Below are 16606 nucleotides of genomic sequence, written 5' to 3' on the forward strand. Positions count from 1 at the left end.
TAAAACTATTCGCTCTGACATCTCGAAAAGCTAATATGTCACCATGCCACTCACCCGCAACGCCACGTTTCGCCAGCTGACCGCGTTCCACACCGTCGCGAGGCTGGGCAGCGTCTCGCTCGCGGCAGACGAAATGCACTTGACACAGCCGGCGGTGTCGATCCAGATCGCCGCGCTCGAAGCCTCGGCCGGCACGCCGCTGCTGCAGCGCAACGGCCGCGGCGTGCGCCTGACCGAAGCGGGCGAACTGCTGGCCGGTTACGCGAGCCGCATCGTCGACCTGTGGCGCGAGGCCGGCGAGGAAATGGCCACGCTGCGCGGCGTGTTCTCGGGCACGCTGCGCGTGGGCACCGTGACGACGGCCGAGTACCTGCTGCCGCCGCTGCTGGTGTCCTTCATCAACGACCGCCCCAAGGTCAAGGTCAAGCTGCAGGTGGGCAACCGCGACGAGATCGTGCGCATGCTCGCCGGCCAGGAGATCGACGTGGCGATCATGGGCCGCCCGCCAGCCGAACTGAAAACCGACTCGCGCACATTCGCGCGCCATCCCATGGCCTTCCTCGCCGCGCCCACCGACCCGCTGATGGCCATGCCAGGCCTGACCCTGGCCGACGTCGCCGAGACCCGAATCCTCGTGCGCGAGCGCGGTTCCGGCACGCGCACGACGGTCGAGCGCGTCTTCAAGGACCAGGGCCTGCCCTTGCGCATCGGCTCCGAGCTGTCGAGCAACGAGGCCATCAAACGCATGTGCGCGGCCGGCTTCGGCGCGGCATTCCTGTCGATGCACACCTGCGTGCTCGAGATCAACGCCGGGCTGCTGGCGCTGCTGCCGGTGGCCGACAACCCGATCGTGCGCGACTGGTACGTGATGCACCTGGCCTCCCGCCAACTGCCGCATGTGGCGCTGGCCTTCGAGGAATTTCTCTGCGACCAGGGCCAGACGGAGATCCAGCGCCAGCTGGGCCAGACGCCAGGCCCTGCAGCTGCGAAGCGCCGGCCGGCCCGCAAGAAAGCGGCTGGCTGAGGTCTTTCGCGAACAGCAGACGGTACATCGCCGCACGGCGTGCGCACAGCGGCGGCGCGCTACAAGTCGTACCAACCCAGTCCGACGACAAAGCCCGAGGTGCGCAGGCCATCAGCACGCTGCTGCTGCAGGCCGAAGTCGATCGCCAGCCTGTCGCGGTGCAGCCAGTGGCGTGCGCCGACCTGCATGAACGTCGCCTCGTTCTCACGCGCCAGTTCGGCGAAGAACAGCGTGCGCTTGAACAGCTCGCGTTCGATCCCGGCCGCAGCGTTCCAACTGCGGCGCGCGTCGCGGGCCTTGCTGATGCCGACATTCAAGTGCAGGAACCCACCGCCGTCACCCAGTGCGATCGACAGCGGCAGCTTGACCCCGACCGACGGCAGCGTGCCGCCGCTGTCGTGGGTGCGCTCTGCGGCCAGCGTTGCGCTCAGTCCCCAGCCCCAGCCGTCGCGCGCGATGTCGTTGAACAGCTGCTTAAACTCGACCTCGGCCTCGTGGCCGGTTTCGCTGCCGCGGCGATCATCGAGGCGCGTCAGTTCGAACTGCACCGAGGTGCCGGCTTCGAAGGTGTACTCCGGCTCGACCGACAGGCCACGCACCTTGCCCAGGCGCTGCACCCACGACTCGAACGACCACACCTGCTCATCGTCTTCGAGCACCGCGGTGCGCGCGATTTGGAACGGGCGGTCGTTGGCCGCTGCGGGCGGCGTCGCGACCGCGCCTGAAAGCGCGACACCCAGCAGAGCCCCGCGAACCGCCGCGTGCCGGTCCAGCCGGCCCAGGCGCCGCGGCAGTTTCGCGTAGCGCGCCAACAGCAACACCAGCGCCAGCATGGCCAGGATCACGCGGCCGTCTGCCCGCACCGGCGTCGGCTTCGCCAGTGCCGGCGCGGTGAGCGCCGCCGCCAGCACATCGGCCGAGGCCAGGCGCGCGAAGGCCAGGCCGCGCTCGCTGCCGAGCAGGCGCAGATAGGGCTCGCGCAACGCCGACAGGTGCTCGCTGCCCGGCGTCGCGCCAAGCGCCGGCGCGGGGGCGGCGTCGCCGTCGTCGGTCATGGTCTCGCCACTCAGGCTGCTCCCGCGTCCGCGGCCGTAGAGATCGGCCTGCGCCACTTCGTCGGCCTGCCAGAAGCCCAGTGGCCGCCCGCTGGGATCGCTCTTCGGAATCGGCGACGGGCGCAGATCGCCGACGCCGACGATCAGGCCAGCAACCTCGCCCGGCTTGTCATCGAAGCTCGGCCGATGGCGCGGGTTCAGTGGCGGTGCCTCCTGGCCATCGGTGACGAACACCAGCGCCGGGTGGCCCGGCAGCTGCCTGGCGACATCGATGCCGCTGTGCAGGCCCTTCGCGATCTCGCTGTTGCCGCTCCAGGCCATGCGGCCGTCGATGCTCGCCAGCGTGGCGCGCAGTTCGCTCAGGTTGGCGCAGACCTCGACCGGCTCGAACAGCAGGAAGGACCGGTACTCGGTGAACACGCCCCAGCCGACCTTGGATCCGCAGGGCAGTCGCAGCAGCGCAGCACGCAGCGCGTGCTTCGCGTAGGCCAGCCGCGAAACCGGCTTGCCGTCGAGCAACTCGTCCTGCACGTCCATGCTCTGCGTGATGTCGAGCACGATGACGTGCTCGAAGCGCGCCCTCTCGACCACCCAGCCCGGGTTCAGCAGGCAGGCTGCGAGCGCGCAGGCGGCGCCCGACAGCAGCCAGCGCTCGGCGTACCCGCGCCAGGATGCCACGGCCCGCCGCGAGAGGCCGGTCATGTTCACGGCAACCCCGGCGAATAGCCACGCATCGTCGTCACGGCACGCTCGCGGTTGCGCTCCTGGCCGAGCGGCCCGGGTTCGTCGTCGTCCGGGTCGGGCAGCAGGCGCTGCGCACGCTCGAGGTTGTAGCGCGCGTCCCACTGGGCCGGGTCGTCGCGCAGCACGTCGCGGTAATACTCCTTGGCGAGTTCGAGCAGCGCAATCGCCTGGCCAGGCTGCGTGCTCGCGCGCACCTCGATCGCCTGGCGCACCAGCAGGTTCGCGCTGTTGTAACGGGCCGCGGCGCCCACACGCGGGTCAGGCTGCAGGGCACGGTAGCGGTTCAGCGCGGCGTCGCGCGCACCGCTCGCGGCCTGCGCCTGGGACAGTGCGTAGGCCTGCGCGAAGCGCAGCTCCGGCGCCTGGCCCGGTGCGTCGGGCACCGCCTGGCCGCTCGCGATCACGGCATTGGTCTGCGCCGCGCGCCACAGCAGCGTGGCATCGAACAAGCCCGCGACCACGACGGCCGCGAGCGCAGCGATGACCCAGCGGGTGCGGCGCCGAGTCGCTAGGCCCATCTGCGCAGCTCCAGCAGGTTGGCGCCAAGCAGCAACAGCACGCTGGCCAGCGCCGCGGCGTAGCCCCAGCCCGACAGGTCGCGGCGCGGCATCGTGTCCTGGTAGGTGATGGGCAGGTTCTCCAGTCGGTTCACGTCGTCGATCGCCTGCTGCAGCGCCTCGGGTGTGCCGGCCTCGTAGGGGCGGTAAGGCGTGCCCAGCGACAGGAAGTAACGGTGCAGAAAGTACTCGGGTACTGCGTCTGCATTGGCCGGCGGTTCGGTCTGGTCGGGCAGCAGCCCGGGGCTGCGCGCCGAGCGGATGTAGATCCAGTAGATGGCCGCCCGGGTCTTGCGCGCGAGCTGCGCGATGCGGTCCCGCGCGCCGGGATCCAGCCGGTCGCCGCCGTCGGACACCAGCATCACGATGCGCGAGCCGGTGTAGGGCCGGTCGCCAAAGGAGGACAGCGCAGACTCCAGCGCGAGCCCGATGTTGGTCTCGGACAATCCCCGCCCGATGTTGCCGGCATTGATCGCCGCCTGGATGACCTCGCTCTTCTGCGTGAACTCGAGCACGCGCAAGGGCAAGGTGCTGAACACGATCATGCCGAACCGGTCGTCCGGCCGCTTGGCCGCGAACTCCGAAAGCACGCGCCGCGCCACCACACCCTTGGTTTCGCGGGCCTCGTTGGCGCGCAGCTTGGCGTAGTAGTCGAGCGCCTCCGGCCCGGTGCCGCTCACCGACGGCTTGCGCCCGCCGCCGAAGCTCTGGTCCATGCTGCGGCTGCGGTCCAGCACCAGCACGATCTCGGCGCCGCGGCCGACCCGCTCGACCTCGTATTCGGGCCGGTACGGGCCGGCGATGCCGACGACGAGGGCCGCGAGCGCCAGCACCGCCGCACCGCGCAGCAGCCCGTGCAGCAGCTGCGAGCCGCGGTCGCGCGGCAGCAGCGCGGCCCAGGCATTGGGCAAGGCCCCCCGCGTCCGGGCGAACAGCGGCAGCAGCGCGAGCGGCAGCAGCACCAGCCAGAGCGGTTGGTCGAAGCTCACTGGCGTACCTTCGTGCTGCCCACTGCGGTGCGAGCCCCTTCGGGCGGCCGGGCGGGGCTCATTGACATACCTTCGTGCTACGCACTGCGGTGCGAGCCCCTTCGGGCGGCCGGGCGGGGCTCATGCCGCCCCCCGCTCGAGGTCGCGGCAGCGGCGGCAGAGCGCCACCAGCCAGCGCATGTCGCCCGCCTGCGGGCCGCTGCCAAAGAACTCCGCGCGCGACTGGGCGAAAAAGCCGGCAAGCTCGTTTTGCAGCGGCGCAAAACGCGGTTGCCGTGCGACAAAGCGGGCCAGGCCGGGTTCGAACAGCACCTCGCCGGCCAGCGCGTTCAAGGCCGCGTGCAGTTGCTGGTAGGCGGCGCGGCGTTGCGCGGCGTCAGGTGCATCCGGCAACGCCTGCAGCACCGTCCACGCGCGCCCGAAAGGCCGCCGCCGCCGCGCCGACCAGGGCAGAACCAGGTAGACCTGCGCGAGGTAGGCAAGCAGCAGCACGATCACCACAGCCTCTGCCGCCAGGCGCGTGCGCACCGCGGCCGTATCGAGCATCGGCGGGGCCAGGTCCGGCCGCAGTTCACCCAGCCCTTCGCGCGGCGACGGGTCGTCGGGCGTGAGCGGTGCGACGGTCAGCGGCCAGGCATCGATGCGCAGCTGTTGCTCCCGCGGCGAGCCCTCGAAGCGCAGCACGAGCGCAGGCATTTCCAGCACACGCAACTCGCGCGGCGCGAGAAAGACCTGGTAGTCGAGCTGCAGTTCCTCGGGCACGCCGGTCAGCGATTTGCGCAGCACAACGCGCTGCAGCTCCAGCGCCCTGCCCCGGCTGCCGGCGCGCGGCAGCGAGGCCTCGTCCAGCCTCAAACCGCTGGGCACCTGCAGCGCAATGCGGCGCGTCACCACGTCGCCCACCGTGTAGCCGAAGGCGCGCGGTTCGTCACTGCGCGCGCCAAGCGTCTGCGGCGCGGCGCCCGCCTGGCCAACCAGGGCCAGGATCAGCAAGGCGGCGGCCAGCGTCGGGGCGCGTTGCGTCATGACTGAAAGTGGCGGGTGACGGCTTCGGCGTCGTACCCACCTTCGATGAACAGCGGCCGGAGCCGCCGGCTGCGAAACAGCTGCAACAAGGCCTCGCGGCGCTGCGCGTGCGCGGCCTCCCAGCGCGCACGCAAAGCCGGCCGCCACCAGACCAGGCGCTGGTGGCCGCTCTCGGGGTCCATCACCTGCACCAGGCCGCGCTTCGCGCTCAGGGTGAATTCCAGCGGGTCCCATAGCACGGTCGGCACGACCTCGTGCAGGACCAGGGCGTCGAGCAGCTCGGCAATCACGTCCAGCGGCAGATGAAAGTCCGAGACCAGGAACAGCAGCGTGCGCTGCCGGCTCAGGTGGCCCGGCGCATGGCGCAGGCCGTGCGCATCCCGCCCTTCGGGGTGCAGCAGACGCAGCTTGCGCGCGAGCTCGCCGCCGACACCGCGCGCGCGGCTCTGCGGCTGCAGCAGGTCGGCACGCACCGTGCTGTCGCAGCCGACAAAACCGAAGCTGTCGCCAGTGCGCCAGGCTGACCAGGCGAGGCTCTCGACCAGGTCGGCCAGCACCGCGAGCTTGCGCACCTGCCCACTGAAGCCCATCGAGGCCGACAGGTCGGCGACGACCGTGACCGGGATGGATTTGCGCTGGCTGTAGATGCGCACGCGCCAGTCGCCGAAGGGGTCGCGCAGGCTGGCGTGCAGATCGAGGCGGCGCGGATCGGGCGCGTCGAGCAGCGAGGCATGGCCGCGGAACTCGAAACCGCTGTCGCCCCGCCTGCTGCGATGGTGGCCGGGAAAGTGGCCCGCCACGGGCGCATCGACGCGGTAGTGGACTTCGCGTATCGGCGCTGCGGCGTGCATCTGCAGGTCGGCCATGATCAGCCTTCAGTCTCTCAAGGCGCAGCGACGCTGCCGAGGATGCCGGCGATCAAGGGCCCGGCGATCTCGGGCCGACGCATCTCGTAGACCGGCTGAAAGCACAGGCGGTGCGCGATGGTCACGTCGAACACGGCTTGCAGATCCTCGGGCGTGGCGTAGTCGCGGCCTTCAAGCCAGGCTGTGACGCGGGCCGCGCGCAGCAGCATGCTCATGCCGCGCGGGCTCGCGCCGGCCAGCATCAGCTGCGCGGTGTCGAGGCCCGAGAGCTTCACGCCGTAGTCGGCCGGCGCTGCGGTTGCGCGCCACAGTTCGAGGGCATATTGCTGCAGACGCTCGGAGGTCTGCACGCTGCGCTGGATCTGCGCGGCGATGTCGTTCAGCTCGCGGTAAGCGAGCATGCCGCCGGCCAGCGAGGCGACCAGCGCATCGGTGTCGTGGTAACGCGGGTCGAACATCAGCGCGCGGCGCTGGTCCTCGTTCGCCGGCGTCTCGATCGTCACCTCCATCATGAAACGATCACGCGCAGCGGAGGCGATCTCGAAGGTCTCTTCGCGCTCGACGCGATTGCGGTCGGCAAAGACCTGCAGGTGCGGGAAGCGCCACTCGCGGTTGAAGGCCGAAACGCTGCGCTCGGCCATCACGCGCAGCAGCAGCGAATGCACCTGCGGGCGGGCGCGGTTGATCTCGTTGAAGAAGAAGATCGCGAGGTCTTCGCCATGCTCGATCAGGGGCCCGGGGTCGACCGCCGGCCGGCCCTCGGCGCTGATGTAGGTGTAGTAAATCAGGTCGTTGGGCATCAGGTCGATGGTGCCCTCGGTGCGCGCGTAGGCACCGCCGAGCACGCGCGCAAAGGCGCGCAGCAATGTCGTCTTGCCCACGCCCACATCGCCCTGCAGCAGCACGTGGCCGCGTGCGAAAACAGCGGTGTTGACAAGGCGGATCACGCGCGCCTGGCCCATCACGGCCGTGCTCACTTCGCGTTCGACTGCCAGCGCACGTTCGCGCCAGTCATGCAACAGCGCATCGCTGCGATCCATGCAAACCCTCTCTGCACTGCCTCTGCACTGCCGAGTGCGAGACACTCTGTCACGCCCTCGGGACGGGCGCAATGCTCGCGCCGACGAAGTGCCTAGACAAGCAAGAGCTGAGCCGAGCACCAATGTCGGTTCTCACTCAAGGTGGAACTTCTTTCATTGAAGATGGAACTGCTCGGGCTCGGGGACCCGCCAAACTGCCCGCCGGGCGATCCCTAGGCAGCTGGGTGGTTGATAGCTTTGCAGCGGGAACCACCGTTCAGCTTGGCCAAGTCCCCCGGGACCCCGAGTAAGCTCATCGTTTGCAAACTGAGTTTGACGCACCGCGCCTCTGGAGACCTCACGCATGGCCATGCCGCCCTTGGACCTGACAACCGAATCCGATCAAGGCCTGTTCGCCGCCTGTCAGGAGGTGGCGCGCGCCGTCCTGTGGCGATCGGGCGGCGATTCGAGCGACGTCGTCGAAACGCAAGCGGCGAAGTACTTTGCCATCGCGAGAGATCATCAAGACTTCGTTCGCGGGCAGCGCGACGACGACATCGTCATCGAAAACGCGGTCCGCTATCTGGCTCGGGTACATGCCATCCCTCCGATGGGCACGGACACGTTCTGGTTCAGCAACTCCTTGAGCGTCCTGATCGAGCTCGCGGTACCGAATTCTGGGCTCGACGAGATCTCCGCGGCCGTGATGCCGGATCTTCAGGTTGGCATCATTCAGGCTCTCGGAACGGTTCCCATTCCGAGAGATGAAGTCAGACTCTCGGAGGACGACACAGAAACCATCGACCGCCTCACCGACGCCGCCACCGAACACAGCATCGCGTTCAGCATGCTCAAGCTGCTGGAGCGAGTCTTTCATGGTGATCACCTGGACTCGGAAGATCAACGGTTCATCATGCTAGCTAGCTTGGCGAGCCCCCTAGCCGCTCGGGCCCGAGAGAAGAGCGAAGACTAGCAACCCGGGAGTCAGATCGGCCAAGACCGGCAAGACTGCTTGGCAGCGCAAGGAGCCGGTCGCCGCCGCTGGTCGCACGCCGGGTCTGCGCCATCAAGCCGACATCCCGCTCGGCAGCCAGTGCCGCCTTGAGTGTCAGCAATGCGTGGGACAGCCGACCACCGTACTGCTACCGCGCGACCGCCGACCGCGAACGACTGGTCATCTTTGGCCTGACGGGCTCGAATCGACCCGTTGCGGAATCGCCCCTGGCGGACCCACAGCCGGAAAGCGGGCATCATGGGCTCGACTGCAGCTTCCAACCGAAAGCGTGCGAACACCTTCGGATTCCGGCCTCTTTAAAGCAAGCAGCAGCAGAGCCCACTACCAGGAGATCATGAAGACTTTGGTGTTCGGCTCAAGCGCCGACACGTACGCTATGGCAGCCCTCTCGAAGTCGTTTGCGTCGGCCAGCAGCTCACCTAACGTCGCAAATGTCTGCTGCACTTCGGACGCCAGCACAAACGCCGCACTTTCTGTTGCCCAGCCAAATCGGCTGTCTTGCAACTGGCCGCCGATATAAGGCGCAGCGCGCCACGGGTTCGCGTCGTCGTCGTCACCCGCCTTCACGATCGGCCAAAAGATCCTTCCGTGGTGCCGTTCAATCTTCATATTCCAAAACGGCGCGATCACGCCACTCAAGTCCAGATCGAATGCATGGAGACAGATCAGGTCACCTTCAGCGGTCACGTGAGAAACGGGGATCAAGGTCATATCAACGCCCATGTACGCCTCATGTTCCAGTAGCCAGAAACCGCAAGATCACCTCGTGATGAGATTGCCCTAAAGCCGCGAGTCGGGACCGTCAGCTCCTGGCCGAGACCAGCATCTGAAGGTTGCTGGAAGATTTCCGGAGCCGGGTCATAGTCCGTCCATCCAGCCCTGCGAATCCATGTGGCCGAGAAAGTCGTCGAGCGCGCCTCTGTCGATCTCAAGAGAAGCGCGGTGACCTCCCTTGTGATGAAGCTCAATGTCCCCTACCGAAATGAGTCCAGGAGCACCTTCCAGCGACATCAACAGCGCGGCCTTCTCTGCAGCGGCATCTGGGAAGGCGCAGTGTTTGTGCAGGTATCGTGGACCGATCTTCATTGGTTGTGTGTACCCATCTGGTCATACGGCGTGCTGCCTTTCGTGGCCAGGTAGAGGTACTCACCCTTCGATTTGTCCGAGAGGAGTCGCACAAGCTCCACCAAGCCGGGCCCGGAGAGTTGAACCGCTGCGTTGTGTCCGTACGGCACTGCCTCAAGCGATTTTCGCCAGGACTCCACAGCTTCAAGCTTAAGCGCGACGACCGGAGTTGAGCCGATGGGGTCTGCGTTGAATTTGCCCATGCCCCTCTCGCTCGCCTCCATCGTCATCTCGGCGAACATCGTCCCGAGCGGAATGTCCTCGCGCGAACAATTGACGACCACGAGTCGTCCGTCTTCCAGTGCCCTATCGACCATCAGTCTAAAACGAGTCACATCCGAACCTTTTGCCAAGACGTTGAGGACCCAGACGAAAGCTGACCGTCGTCAAAGACTGCTCATGGCCGGCAGCGCCAGTTTGCGGACCTTGCCGTCAGCTGACATTGGCCAACCCTGGCTGGCGCCTCATCAGAAGTCAGCTTTCTGGCGCGGCCTCGAACTCTCAGTCACGGCCAGAAGCTGCCGCACACGAACGACAGTCTTGCTACATGCTGCCATGCCTGAGTATCGACAAGTGCGTGTAGTCGCTAATCAGCGTAGCGGCGCTTAACATCATGGCGACCAGCCGTTGACCCATGGCCAAGACAGAGCGTCCGACTTCCCCTATGGCATAGTGGAAGTTAGAGGGAAAGTGCGGGGAGCACCAAGATGGACGACAAAACTAGAGGCGCATGGCTGCTTTCACAGTCGAAGAGCTTGGACGCGGTCAGTGGCGTGGGGCGCTTGGAGAACATCCAGTACGCGGGTCGTACCGGACGGCTCTACAACCTGTTGCGGCGCAGCTCCTTAGACGAACGCACACCGGTCGTCAATTCCGCGACTGTCACCGACATCTGTCGTCTGAACAATATTGATCGCGCGTCGCGAGAGCTCGGCCTTCGAACGCTTCGGACCGAGGGGCGTATCGAGGTCTCCGCGACAGGCGATATCGCGATTCTGGGCGCGACCACTGAGGGTGTCTTGGAAGCGACGGCGCGAATCTTCGAAGCCGCGAACCCGTCGATGGAAGAGCGTGCCGTCATCGACCTTTCGGAGAAAGTCGCCGAGAAGCCCGAGGCACGTGCAGTTGTCGCCCAGCAGATTTCCGACCAGTACAAGATCGCGTCCAGGGACATGGATTCGCTGATCGACGTCTGCAGGTCCGCTGCTATTCTGGACCAGTCCGAGGACCGGGGCTTCCAGATCCTATTCAACAGCAACACGTTTCGGGACGCACGGTACGCCTCGAAAGCATACAACTTGATGCAAGCGCTAGGCGCAGCTGAACGCAGTCGGCTCACTGAATTGCAGGACAAAATCAAGCAGCGCGGAGCTGTCTCGGACATCGAAGCGACGCGAATCTTGGGCGATGACCTCTACCGGCGCCTTGTAGGCGTTGGCCTCTTTGATAGGTTGGAAGTCAGCAACAGCACTGAGGCCGTGGGATATCTGACCTCTCCTGATGCTTTCCAGAAGTACGGCCGACCGTTCGAAGACGATCCGGTCGATGATGCAAAGGCACTGCTCGCGTCTCTGACGTACGGCATGACCCGCAGTGATGCCGCGCGAGGAAGCATTGCCTGGCCCGACGCTCTGCTTAGAAACTTGATCAACGGCATGTCCGTCGGTGGTCAACACGGCGTGCGAGCGATAGCCGAAGACTACAAAGAGTTGGAGAAACGGCAAGTTGTCCAACTGGAGAACAAGGGCGGTGGCCGCTGCACCATGACGCTGCTGAAGAAGGATGTGGGGGAGTTAGCCCGTGCGCTGATCCGGGGCAACAACATCGCCAGTGACGCGCTGCTCCTCGACGGGTCGCCAGCCACCAGCTTCCAGGGTCCAAGCGAGAACCGGCACAAGGTTCGTGCGCGGCATACGCTTCAAGACAAAGCATTCGTGACGGGCGCGCTTGATCGCCTGCGCAGTGGGGGCTGAGATGGCGCCAGGAAAAGGACCCGCATTGGAAGAACTTGTGCGCGCCTACTTCGCACGACAAGGCTTTTTTGCGCTGCGGTCGGTGCCGTTTCAGTACGAAGAGAACGATGTGACCGACTTGGATAGCTGGCTGTACGCGCGGCAGTCGGCGACAACGCGCGTGCGGGCCATCGTTGACGTCAAGAACAAGAAGTCCCCGAAGGCCTTCGAGCGAGTGCTGTGGGTGAAAGGACTTCAGACTGTCATGAAGTGCGATCGCGCAATCGTCGCGACCACAGATAGTTCACCATCGCTGCTTCGATTCGCACAGTCTCAAAACATCGCGGTGCTGTCAAAGGACTTCTTGGACAGGCTAGCCAAGAAACTCGACATTGACGAGCGCCTGACCTTGGAGGAACTGATTGAGTTGATTCAGCAAAACCCCGGTCACAAACAGGATGGTGATTGGCTACGCATCCTTGGGGATGCAAAGTCTGCGGTCGCGAGCCTCCCAGGTTTCGCCGCCTTCAACCGAGCGATGTTCGCCTTCCGGTTCTTTGGCGAGCGTGTCGAGGTACGGGTCCAGCATCGTGAAGCGGCGCTGCGATGCGCCCTGTTGTCGGCGGCCATCGCTTGTGTTGCGTTGGACATCGGCCTTGAGCGGTTCGTTTTCAGTGATGTGGACAACCGCCACGAAGGTCTAGTCAATGGCGTGATCTTTGGCGACTCGGGTGACGGAAGGGTCCAAGCTAGCATTCAGACCGCGCTAGAAGCCCTTTCCGAAGGAATGCAGAACGGCAAAGCCATTGCCGCCCAAGCGCGGCAGCAACTGGAAAGAAGGCTCGCTGGAATTCGCGCGGAAGTAATTGCCGAGTACTTTATGCGCGAGCACCATGCACAGCACCTGTTTAGCGCTGCGAGAGAGCTGGAAGCAGCGGCACACACATCTGGAGATCCCAAGCGGTTTGTCATGAGCCTAGAGACGCGCTCCATTCTTGGCGTCTTCGCTGACTTCGTCGGTGTCAAGCGCAGCTCGCTCCCCATTGTGGTCGATGGCGGCACGCCGGCGCAGGAACCGCCCGCTTCGATATCTGCTTCTTCAAGCCACGCGGCAACTGATCAACCTCAACTGACAGCAACCTCCGAAACGGCGCTAGAGGAGAAGACTCAGGCGTTAAAAGACCGACCGGATGAAGGGTCATCTGTCGAATCGCCAGCCGAGCAATCGAGCGACGCGAATCAGCATCCGCTTCTGTAGGCCAGCGATGGTCGCAGAGAGTGGGTCACCAGCATACGACGCGCGGCATCGATCGCTCGAGATCGCCGCTAGTGATAACTGCGACTTCCGATAGTTTGCGGGACCGCCCGTCGCAGCAACAGACCAATCATGAGCGACCGCTTTTCGGCAGCGAGATCGGCGATTCGAAGATCTGCTCAGGGTCGGCAAAGTGAGCTCGCAGTCTCAAGAACCGGTCGCTCAGGCTTGGTCAGGCCGTACGTCAGCTCCCGGAGCTGTCTGCGAACTGGTAGTCCCGGCCGCATGCCGTCGCTCGGCAAGGTCTGCTTTCGTGATGCCGACCGAAGGCCCATTGGGGCGTGTGGAAAATTCCTGGTACAAGGACCGGCATGACTCTCACCGAATACTGCGAAGAGTTCCATCGCTTGATGACGGGCGAAAGCTCCAAGGGGCGCGGCTTCACGATGCAAGTTGGCGCTGAAATCGCAGCAGCACATGAGATTGGCCTGACGTTCGAGCAACTCAGGCGGTTCTTGGCGCGAAGGACTGAGATCACCAGCGTCGCAACTGCTCTCGTGGGCCCGAGACTCTCCCTTGACGCTGTCGAGCGCATCCTTGAAGCGCGTCGCAACGGTGCTGTCTATCCGAAGGATGTGCTTGCCCGTGCCTTCTCACCAGAAGAGGTTCACGAGAAGTTCCGGGGCGCTGACGCCGACCATATCCCTCTGGATGTCTGAGGCTTCGACCGGCCGGGAGCCGACGTTCGACGGTTTCCGCTGTGGGACTCAACGCAATGCAATTCGTCAAGGTGCATGACCGCCAGTATTCTTGGGAAGCCTTCGTCTCCGATGGCTATCCGCTCTTGGCCAAGCCGTACCCGTCTCCTGTCACCTGTGAGCTTGTGCGCATCACAGCGAAGGATGGCTTCGACATCGTTCTGCGGGTAGATCGACAGACTGTCGGTGGCGTGGCGATGATCGTCTTCGGGCCGATCCAGGTTATCGGCGCCGGGTTTCCTACTTCGGCGCACCCTGTCGAGTCTGGGGTACGCATTCGCCTGAGACCGAAGGTCGCGGCCGCTGAGGCAACCGAAATCACCTCGGCACAGATCGAGCGCATCGTCGCCTGGTGCGTCAGCGACAACTTCAAAGCGGTGCCCTGCGACCGACATGGTTTGCCTGTTCAGTCGCAACAGGGAACTGCAGTACGTCCGGTTTGAGGCGCTGAATTTAAGGCTGCGAATTTCCGCTGAGGGTCGATACCGCCAGTTCACGGCCCTTCGAAGCTGCCGCTGCCCCGAACGTCGTCGCGGGCCTTGGCTGCCCCGGTCGCCAGTTCCGCTGAAGGGCTGGTCTTGGAAGTGCAGCGGCCATTCCACGATCAATCGGTCGAATGACAGCTGCTCCAGACAGCGGTCGCCGGACTGCAGAAACCGAGCGACTGCAGCAGCCTCAAGCGGTCAGCGGCAGTGAGCGGAAGATTTCATCTTCAGTGAAACGAACTTCGGAGAGTTCAATGTTCAGTGAGACGGCAGTTCAAGGTGCCGTGATGTGCTCGCTGCCATGGCCTTGATCCGCTGGGTCGGTCATTTTGGGCATGCGTGAGAAGCGACTGCCGACAGGCACATCACTCCGATGCGCCGAAGCGCCAGCGCCCGCCGATCCACAGCGCGCGCGGCGCACCGGGAGCGGCGAACTGCTCGTTGCGCCACTCGGCGGGCGCCAGCAGGTTGCCGCGCGAATCGAAGGCGCTCTCCGCCAGCAAGCCGCCGCTCGAATGGCGCCGGTCGAACAGGTTCGAGACTTTCGCGAACAGCTCCCAGCCTGCGCCCAGCGTCCAGCTCGTCGTCAGGTTCACGAGCGCGAAGCCGCCGACCTTGCCGGCGCCGAAAAACTCGACGCCGTCGGGCTGGTGGGCATTGTTCTCGTTGCCGCGCGCGAACTGGCTGGAATACGCGGCAAGCTGCGCGCCGACACGCCAGTCCGGCAGCAGGGGCGCGTCGACGGTGAGCTTCAGGCTGTGCGCCGGCAGGCCCGGCAGCCGGTTGCCGGGGCGCACCTCGATCTCGTCAGCGCCAGCGCAGGCCGGGCTCGTGCCCGCGCTGCTGTTGGCGGCCGCGAGCAGGCAGGCCGACGACTCGAAGGTCGCCCGCAAGTGGCTGTAAGACAGGCGCCAGTCGACCACGGACGTGTGCTGCGACACGCCGAGCTCCACGCCCTGCCGCTGCGTGCGGCCAAAGTTCGTGAAGTAGCCGGCCGAGCGGCCGTTGCTGATGAACAGCAGGTCGTCGCGGTTCTCGGTGCGGAACACCGACGCGTTCCAGCGCATGTCGGAGCCGATGCTGCCACGCAGCCCGGCCTCCAGCGTGCGCGCCACGACCTGCTTCAGCGGTGGGTCGCCCTGCAGCGCATTCGGCAGCACACAGGCGTTGTCCGGGTCCGAGCAGCCGAGCTCGATCGGGCTGGGTGCTCGGTTGCCCTGGCTGAAGCCGCCGAAGGCGGTCAGTGCCGGCGTGAGTCGCCAGGTCAGCCCTGCCGCCGGATTGAACTTCTTGAACCGGCCTTCGCCGTCCAGTGTGGTGTCCAGGCCCAGGGTGCTGCGGCCGAGGTCGTCGGTGCGCACCCGCGTGTCGTTGTAGCGACCCGAGAGCGTGAGGTTCAGCCCCGGCGCGAGGGTCACGATGTCGGACATGAAGACGCTCGCGGTGCGGCTGGTGCCGGCGATCAATGCGTTGGTCTCGGCGTCCTCCGTCACGACCACGGCGCGGGTCGCGTCCAGCACACCTTCAGCCTCGCTCTGTTCGAAGTCGTTGCGCGCGCGGTCGTACGACAGGCCGACGCTGAGCCGGTGCGCACCGGCAGTCTTGCTCAGCTGCAGCGCGAGGCCCTCGCTGCGTTCCTTGGTGCGGGTGCGGTTCTCGACGCCCGATTCGGGCGTGTCTGGCGGGTCGTAGTCGTCGTTCAGGTCGCCGTTGACCGTGGAGGCTCGCACGCGGCGGGCGTAGACGGTGCTGGCCAGCTCGAACCCGTTGCCGAACTGGCGTGTCGCGTTCAGCGACAGCATCGTCACCCGATTGCGGGTCTGGTCAGGGCGGGTGTAGATCTGCGCGCGGTCCTGCGCCAGCATGGACTCCGGCAGCAGGCCATTGCCGATGAGCCGGCTCTGGCCGTGCAGCAGGCTCAGGTCCCATGAGTAGTCCGGTGCATGTTCGCCACCCTTCACGAACAACTGGCGCACGCGGGACGGGGAGTGCGCGCGCCAGCCGTCTTCGTCGAAGCTGCCCAGCGCGGCGAACAAGTGGCCGTGCTCGCCCAGCTTTTGGCCATAACTGAACTCGGTGCTGACCCGCCCGAACGAGCCGCCGCGCACTTCCAGCTCGCCGCCGGGATGGGTGTCGCCGCTCTTGGTCTGCAGCACCAGTGCGCCGCCCAGCGTGTTCAGACCGAACAGCGGATTCGAGCCGGGCAGCAAGGCCACGTTGGCCAACGCGCCGCTCGGGATCATGTCCCAGTTGACAACGTCGCCGAAGGGTTCGTTGACGCGCACGCCGTCGAGGTAGACCGAGAGGCCCTGCGGCGTGCCGAGCAAGGGGCTGGCGGTGAAGCCGCGGTAGTTCACGTCCATCTGGAACGGGTTGCCCTGGGTCTCGTTGATGTTGACGCTGGCCAGTTGGCTGGCCATGAACTCGGGCAGGTTCAGGCTCTGCAGCTGCCGCAGGCGTTGGCCGTCGGCCGTCTGCACGTTCGACGGAATCTGGTCCTTGGGCACGCCGGTGCCGGGCAGCGGCGTCGTGCCGACGACCTCGACCGTCTGCAGCGTCGTGGCAGGCAAGGTCTGCGCATGCAAGGCCGGGCCGCAGGCGATCAGCGCGGCCAGGGCCAGAGGACGGTGGTGCGCGCGGCACGGCAGGTACTGCATCGGGGTCTCCGGAGCTTGTTGTTTGCACCGACCGTATCAAGAGGCTGGCGGCAGCGACAGGGAAAACTTCCCGGGCTGC

Annotated in this window: 16 protein-coding genes; 6 read left to right on the top strand and 10 right to left on the bottom strand. The window is 65.7% G+C overall.

All coding sequences use genetic code 11. From position 1 onward, the window contains the following. Positions 1 to 43 precede the first annotated feature (43 nt). The gene (locus AC3WR5_RS03290) at positions 44 to 1024 is read left to right on the top strand and encodes a LysR family transcriptional regulator (RefSeq protein WP_492481821.1); all 981 of its coding nucleotides are present in this window, start codon (positions 44 to 46) and stop codon (positions 1022 to 1024) included. A gap of 59 nt (positions 1025 to 1083) precedes the next feature. Here the strand turns inward: AC3WR5_RS03290 and AC3WR5_RS03295 are convergent, their stop codons facing one another. The 6 genes from AC3WR5_RS03295 to AC3WR5_RS03320 all read right to left on the bottom strand — a co-directional run bounded on the left by AC3WR5_RS03295 (position 1084) and on the right by AC3WR5_RS03320 (position 7301). Next, positions 1084 to 2781 carry a vWA domain-containing protein gene (locus AC3WR5_RS03295; RefSeq protein WP_492481823.1) on the bottom strand — a complete coding sequence of 566 codons (1698 nt, stop codon included), beginning with the start codon at positions 2779 to 2781 and terminating at the stop codon, positions 1084 to 1086. Between the two features lie 2 nt (positions 2782 to 2783). Further along, positions 2784 to 3341 (bottom strand): hypothetical protein, encoded by a 558-nt coding sequence (locus AC3WR5_RS03300; RefSeq protein WP_492481825.1) that lies wholly within the window; start codon positions 3339 to 3341, stop codon positions 2784 to 2786. After that, a complete protein-coding gene (locus AC3WR5_RS03305; protein ID WP_492481827.1) occupies positions 3332 to 4369 on the bottom strand; it encodes a vWA domain-containing protein in 1038 nt (345 codons plus the stop codon). Before AC3WR5_RS03305 ends, AC3WR5_RS03300 begins: the two co-directional genes overlap by 10 nt. A gap of 120 nt (positions 4370 to 4489) precedes the next feature. Then, positions 4490 to 5395, bottom strand: a complete 906-nt coding sequence (locus tag AC3WR5_RS03310; protein WP_492481829.1) for a hypothetical protein — start codon at positions 5393 to 5395, stop codon at positions 4490 to 4492. Next, positions 5392 to 6261, bottom strand: coding sequence for a DUF58 domain-containing protein (locus AC3WR5_RS03315; protein WP_492481831.1), 870 nt, complete (start codon positions 6259 to 6261; stop codon positions 5392 to 5394). The genes AC3WR5_RS03310 and AC3WR5_RS03315 overlap by 4 nt, the downstream gene beginning before the upstream one ends. Positions 6262 to 6278: 17 nt before the next feature. Further along, positions 6279 to 7301, bottom strand: coding sequence for an AAA family ATPase (locus tag AC3WR5_RS03320; protein WP_492481833.1), 1023 nt, complete (start codon positions 7299 to 7301; stop codon positions 6279 to 6281). A 343-nt stretch (positions 7302 to 7644) separates the two neighbouring features. Between AC3WR5_RS03320 and AC3WR5_RS03325 the strand changes: the two genes are divergently transcribed. Further along, on the top strand, positions 7645 to 8253 hold the full coding sequence (locus AC3WR5_RS03325) for a hypothetical protein (protein WP_492481835.1): 609 nt from the start codon (positions 7645 to 7647) through the stop codon (positions 8251 to 8253). A 363-nt stretch (positions 8254 to 8616) separates the two neighbouring features. Here the strand turns inward: AC3WR5_RS03325 and AC3WR5_RS03330 are convergent, their stop codons facing one another. From AC3WR5_RS03330 to AC3WR5_RS03340, 3 genes are all read right to left on the bottom strand, one after another. Continuing rightward, positions 8617 to 9018, bottom strand: coding sequence for a hypothetical protein (locus AC3WR5_RS03330; protein ID WP_492481837.1), 402 nt, complete (start codon positions 9016 to 9018; stop codon positions 8617 to 8619). A 135-nt stretch (positions 9019 to 9153) separates the two neighbouring features. Further along, complete coding sequence (locus AC3WR5_RS03335) at positions 9154 to 9381, bottom strand: hypothetical protein (protein WP_492481839.1); 228 nt, start codon at positions 9379 to 9381, stop codon at positions 9154 to 9156. Then, positions 9378 to 9773: a hypothetical protein gene (locus AC3WR5_RS03340; protein ID WP_492481841.1), complete on the bottom strand. Its 396-nt coding sequence runs from the start codon at positions 9771 to 9773 to the stop codon at positions 9378 to 9380. Before AC3WR5_RS03340 ends, AC3WR5_RS03335 begins: the two co-directional genes overlap by 4 nt. 354 nt (positions 9774 to 10127) lie before the next feature. Here AC3WR5_RS03340 and AC3WR5_RS03345 point away from each other — a divergent pair, with 354 nt between their 5' ends. From AC3WR5_RS03345 to AC3WR5_RS03360, 4 genes are all read left to right on the top strand, one after another. After that, positions 10128 to 11393 (top strand): hypothetical protein, encoded by a 1266-nt coding sequence (locus tag AC3WR5_RS03345; RefSeq protein WP_492481843.1) that lies wholly within the window; start codon positions 10128 to 10130, stop codon positions 11391 to 11393. A gap of 25 nt (positions 11394 to 11418) precedes the next feature. Further along, positions 11419 to 12630, top strand: a complete 1212-nt coding sequence (locus AC3WR5_RS03350; RefSeq protein ID WP_492481845.1) for a hypothetical protein — start codon at positions 11419 to 11421, stop codon at positions 12628 to 12630. Between the two features lie 368 nt (positions 12631 to 12998). Continuing rightward, complete coding sequence (locus AC3WR5_RS03355; RefSeq protein ID WP_492481847.1) at positions 12999 to 13346, top strand: hypothetical protein; 348 nt, start codon at positions 12999 to 13001, stop codon at positions 13344 to 13346. A gap of 56 nt (positions 13347 to 13402) precedes the next feature. Further along, positions 13403 to 13828 carry a hypothetical protein gene (locus tag AC3WR5_RS03360; protein WP_492481849.1) on the top strand — a complete coding sequence of 142 codons (426 nt, stop codon included), beginning with the start codon at positions 13403 to 13405 and terminating at the stop codon, positions 13826 to 13828. Between the two features lie 407 nt (positions 13829 to 14235). Here the strand turns inward: AC3WR5_RS03360 and AC3WR5_RS03365 are convergent, their stop codons facing one another. Continuing rightward, entirely contained in the window at positions 14236 to 16527 is a 2292-nt protein-coding gene (locus AC3WR5_RS03365) for a TonB-dependent receptor (RefSeq protein WP_492481851.1), read from the bottom strand. Positions 16528 to 16606: the final 79 nt, after the last annotated feature.

The sequence above is a fragment of the Ideonella sp. FW305-24 genome (assembly GCF_058788035.1).

Coding starts and splice junctions, on each gene's coding strand:
- AC3WR5_RS03290 (WP_492481821.1), top strand. CDS start 44: ATGCCACTCACCCGCAACGCCACGTTTCGCCAGCTGACCGCGTTCCAC.
- AC3WR5_RS03295 (WP_492481823.1), bottom strand. CDS start 2,781: ATGACCGGCCTCTCGCGGCGGGCCGTGGCATCCTGGCGCGGGTACGCC.
- AC3WR5_RS03300 (WP_492481825.1), bottom strand. CDS start 3,341: ATGGGCCTAGCGACTCGGCGCCGCACCCGCTGGGTCATCGCTGCGCTC.
- AC3WR5_RS03310 (WP_492481829.1), bottom strand. CDS start 5,395: ATGACGCAACGCGCCCCGACGCTGGCCGCCGCCTTGCTGATCCTGGCC.
- AC3WR5_RS03315 (WP_492481831.1), bottom strand. CDS start 6,261: ATGGCCGACCTGCAGATGCACGCCGCAGCGCCGATACGCGAAGTCCAC.
- AC3WR5_RS03320 (WP_492481833.1), bottom strand. CDS start 7,301: ATGGATCGCAGCGATGCGCTGTTGCATGACTGGCGCGAACGTGCGCTG.
- AC3WR5_RS03325 (WP_492481835.1), top strand. CDS start 7,645: ATGGCCATGCCGCCCTTGGACCTGACAACCGAATCCGATCAAGGCCTG.
- AC3WR5_RS03330 (WP_492481837.1), bottom strand. CDS start 9,018: ATGGGCGTTGATATGACCTTGATCCCCGTTTCTCACGTGACCGCTGAA.
- AC3WR5_RS03335 (WP_492481839.1), bottom strand. CDS start 9,381: ATGAAGATCGGTCCACGATACCTGCACAAACACTGCGCCTTCCCAGAT.
- AC3WR5_RS03345 (WP_492481843.1), top strand. CDS start 10,128: ATGGACGACAAAACTAGAGGCGCATGGCTGCTTTCACAGTCGAAGAGC.
- AC3WR5_RS03355 (WP_492481847.1), top strand. CDS start 12,999: ATGACTCTCACCGAATACTGCGAAGAGTTCCATCGCTTGATGACGGGC.
- AC3WR5_RS03360 (WP_492481849.1), top strand. CDS start 13,403: ATGCAATTCGTCAAGGTGCATGACCGCCAGTATTCTTGGGAAGCCTTC.
- AC3WR5_RS03365 (WP_492481851.1), bottom strand. CDS start 16,527: ATGCAGTACCTGCCGTGCCGCGCGCACCACCGTCCTCTGGCCCTGGCC.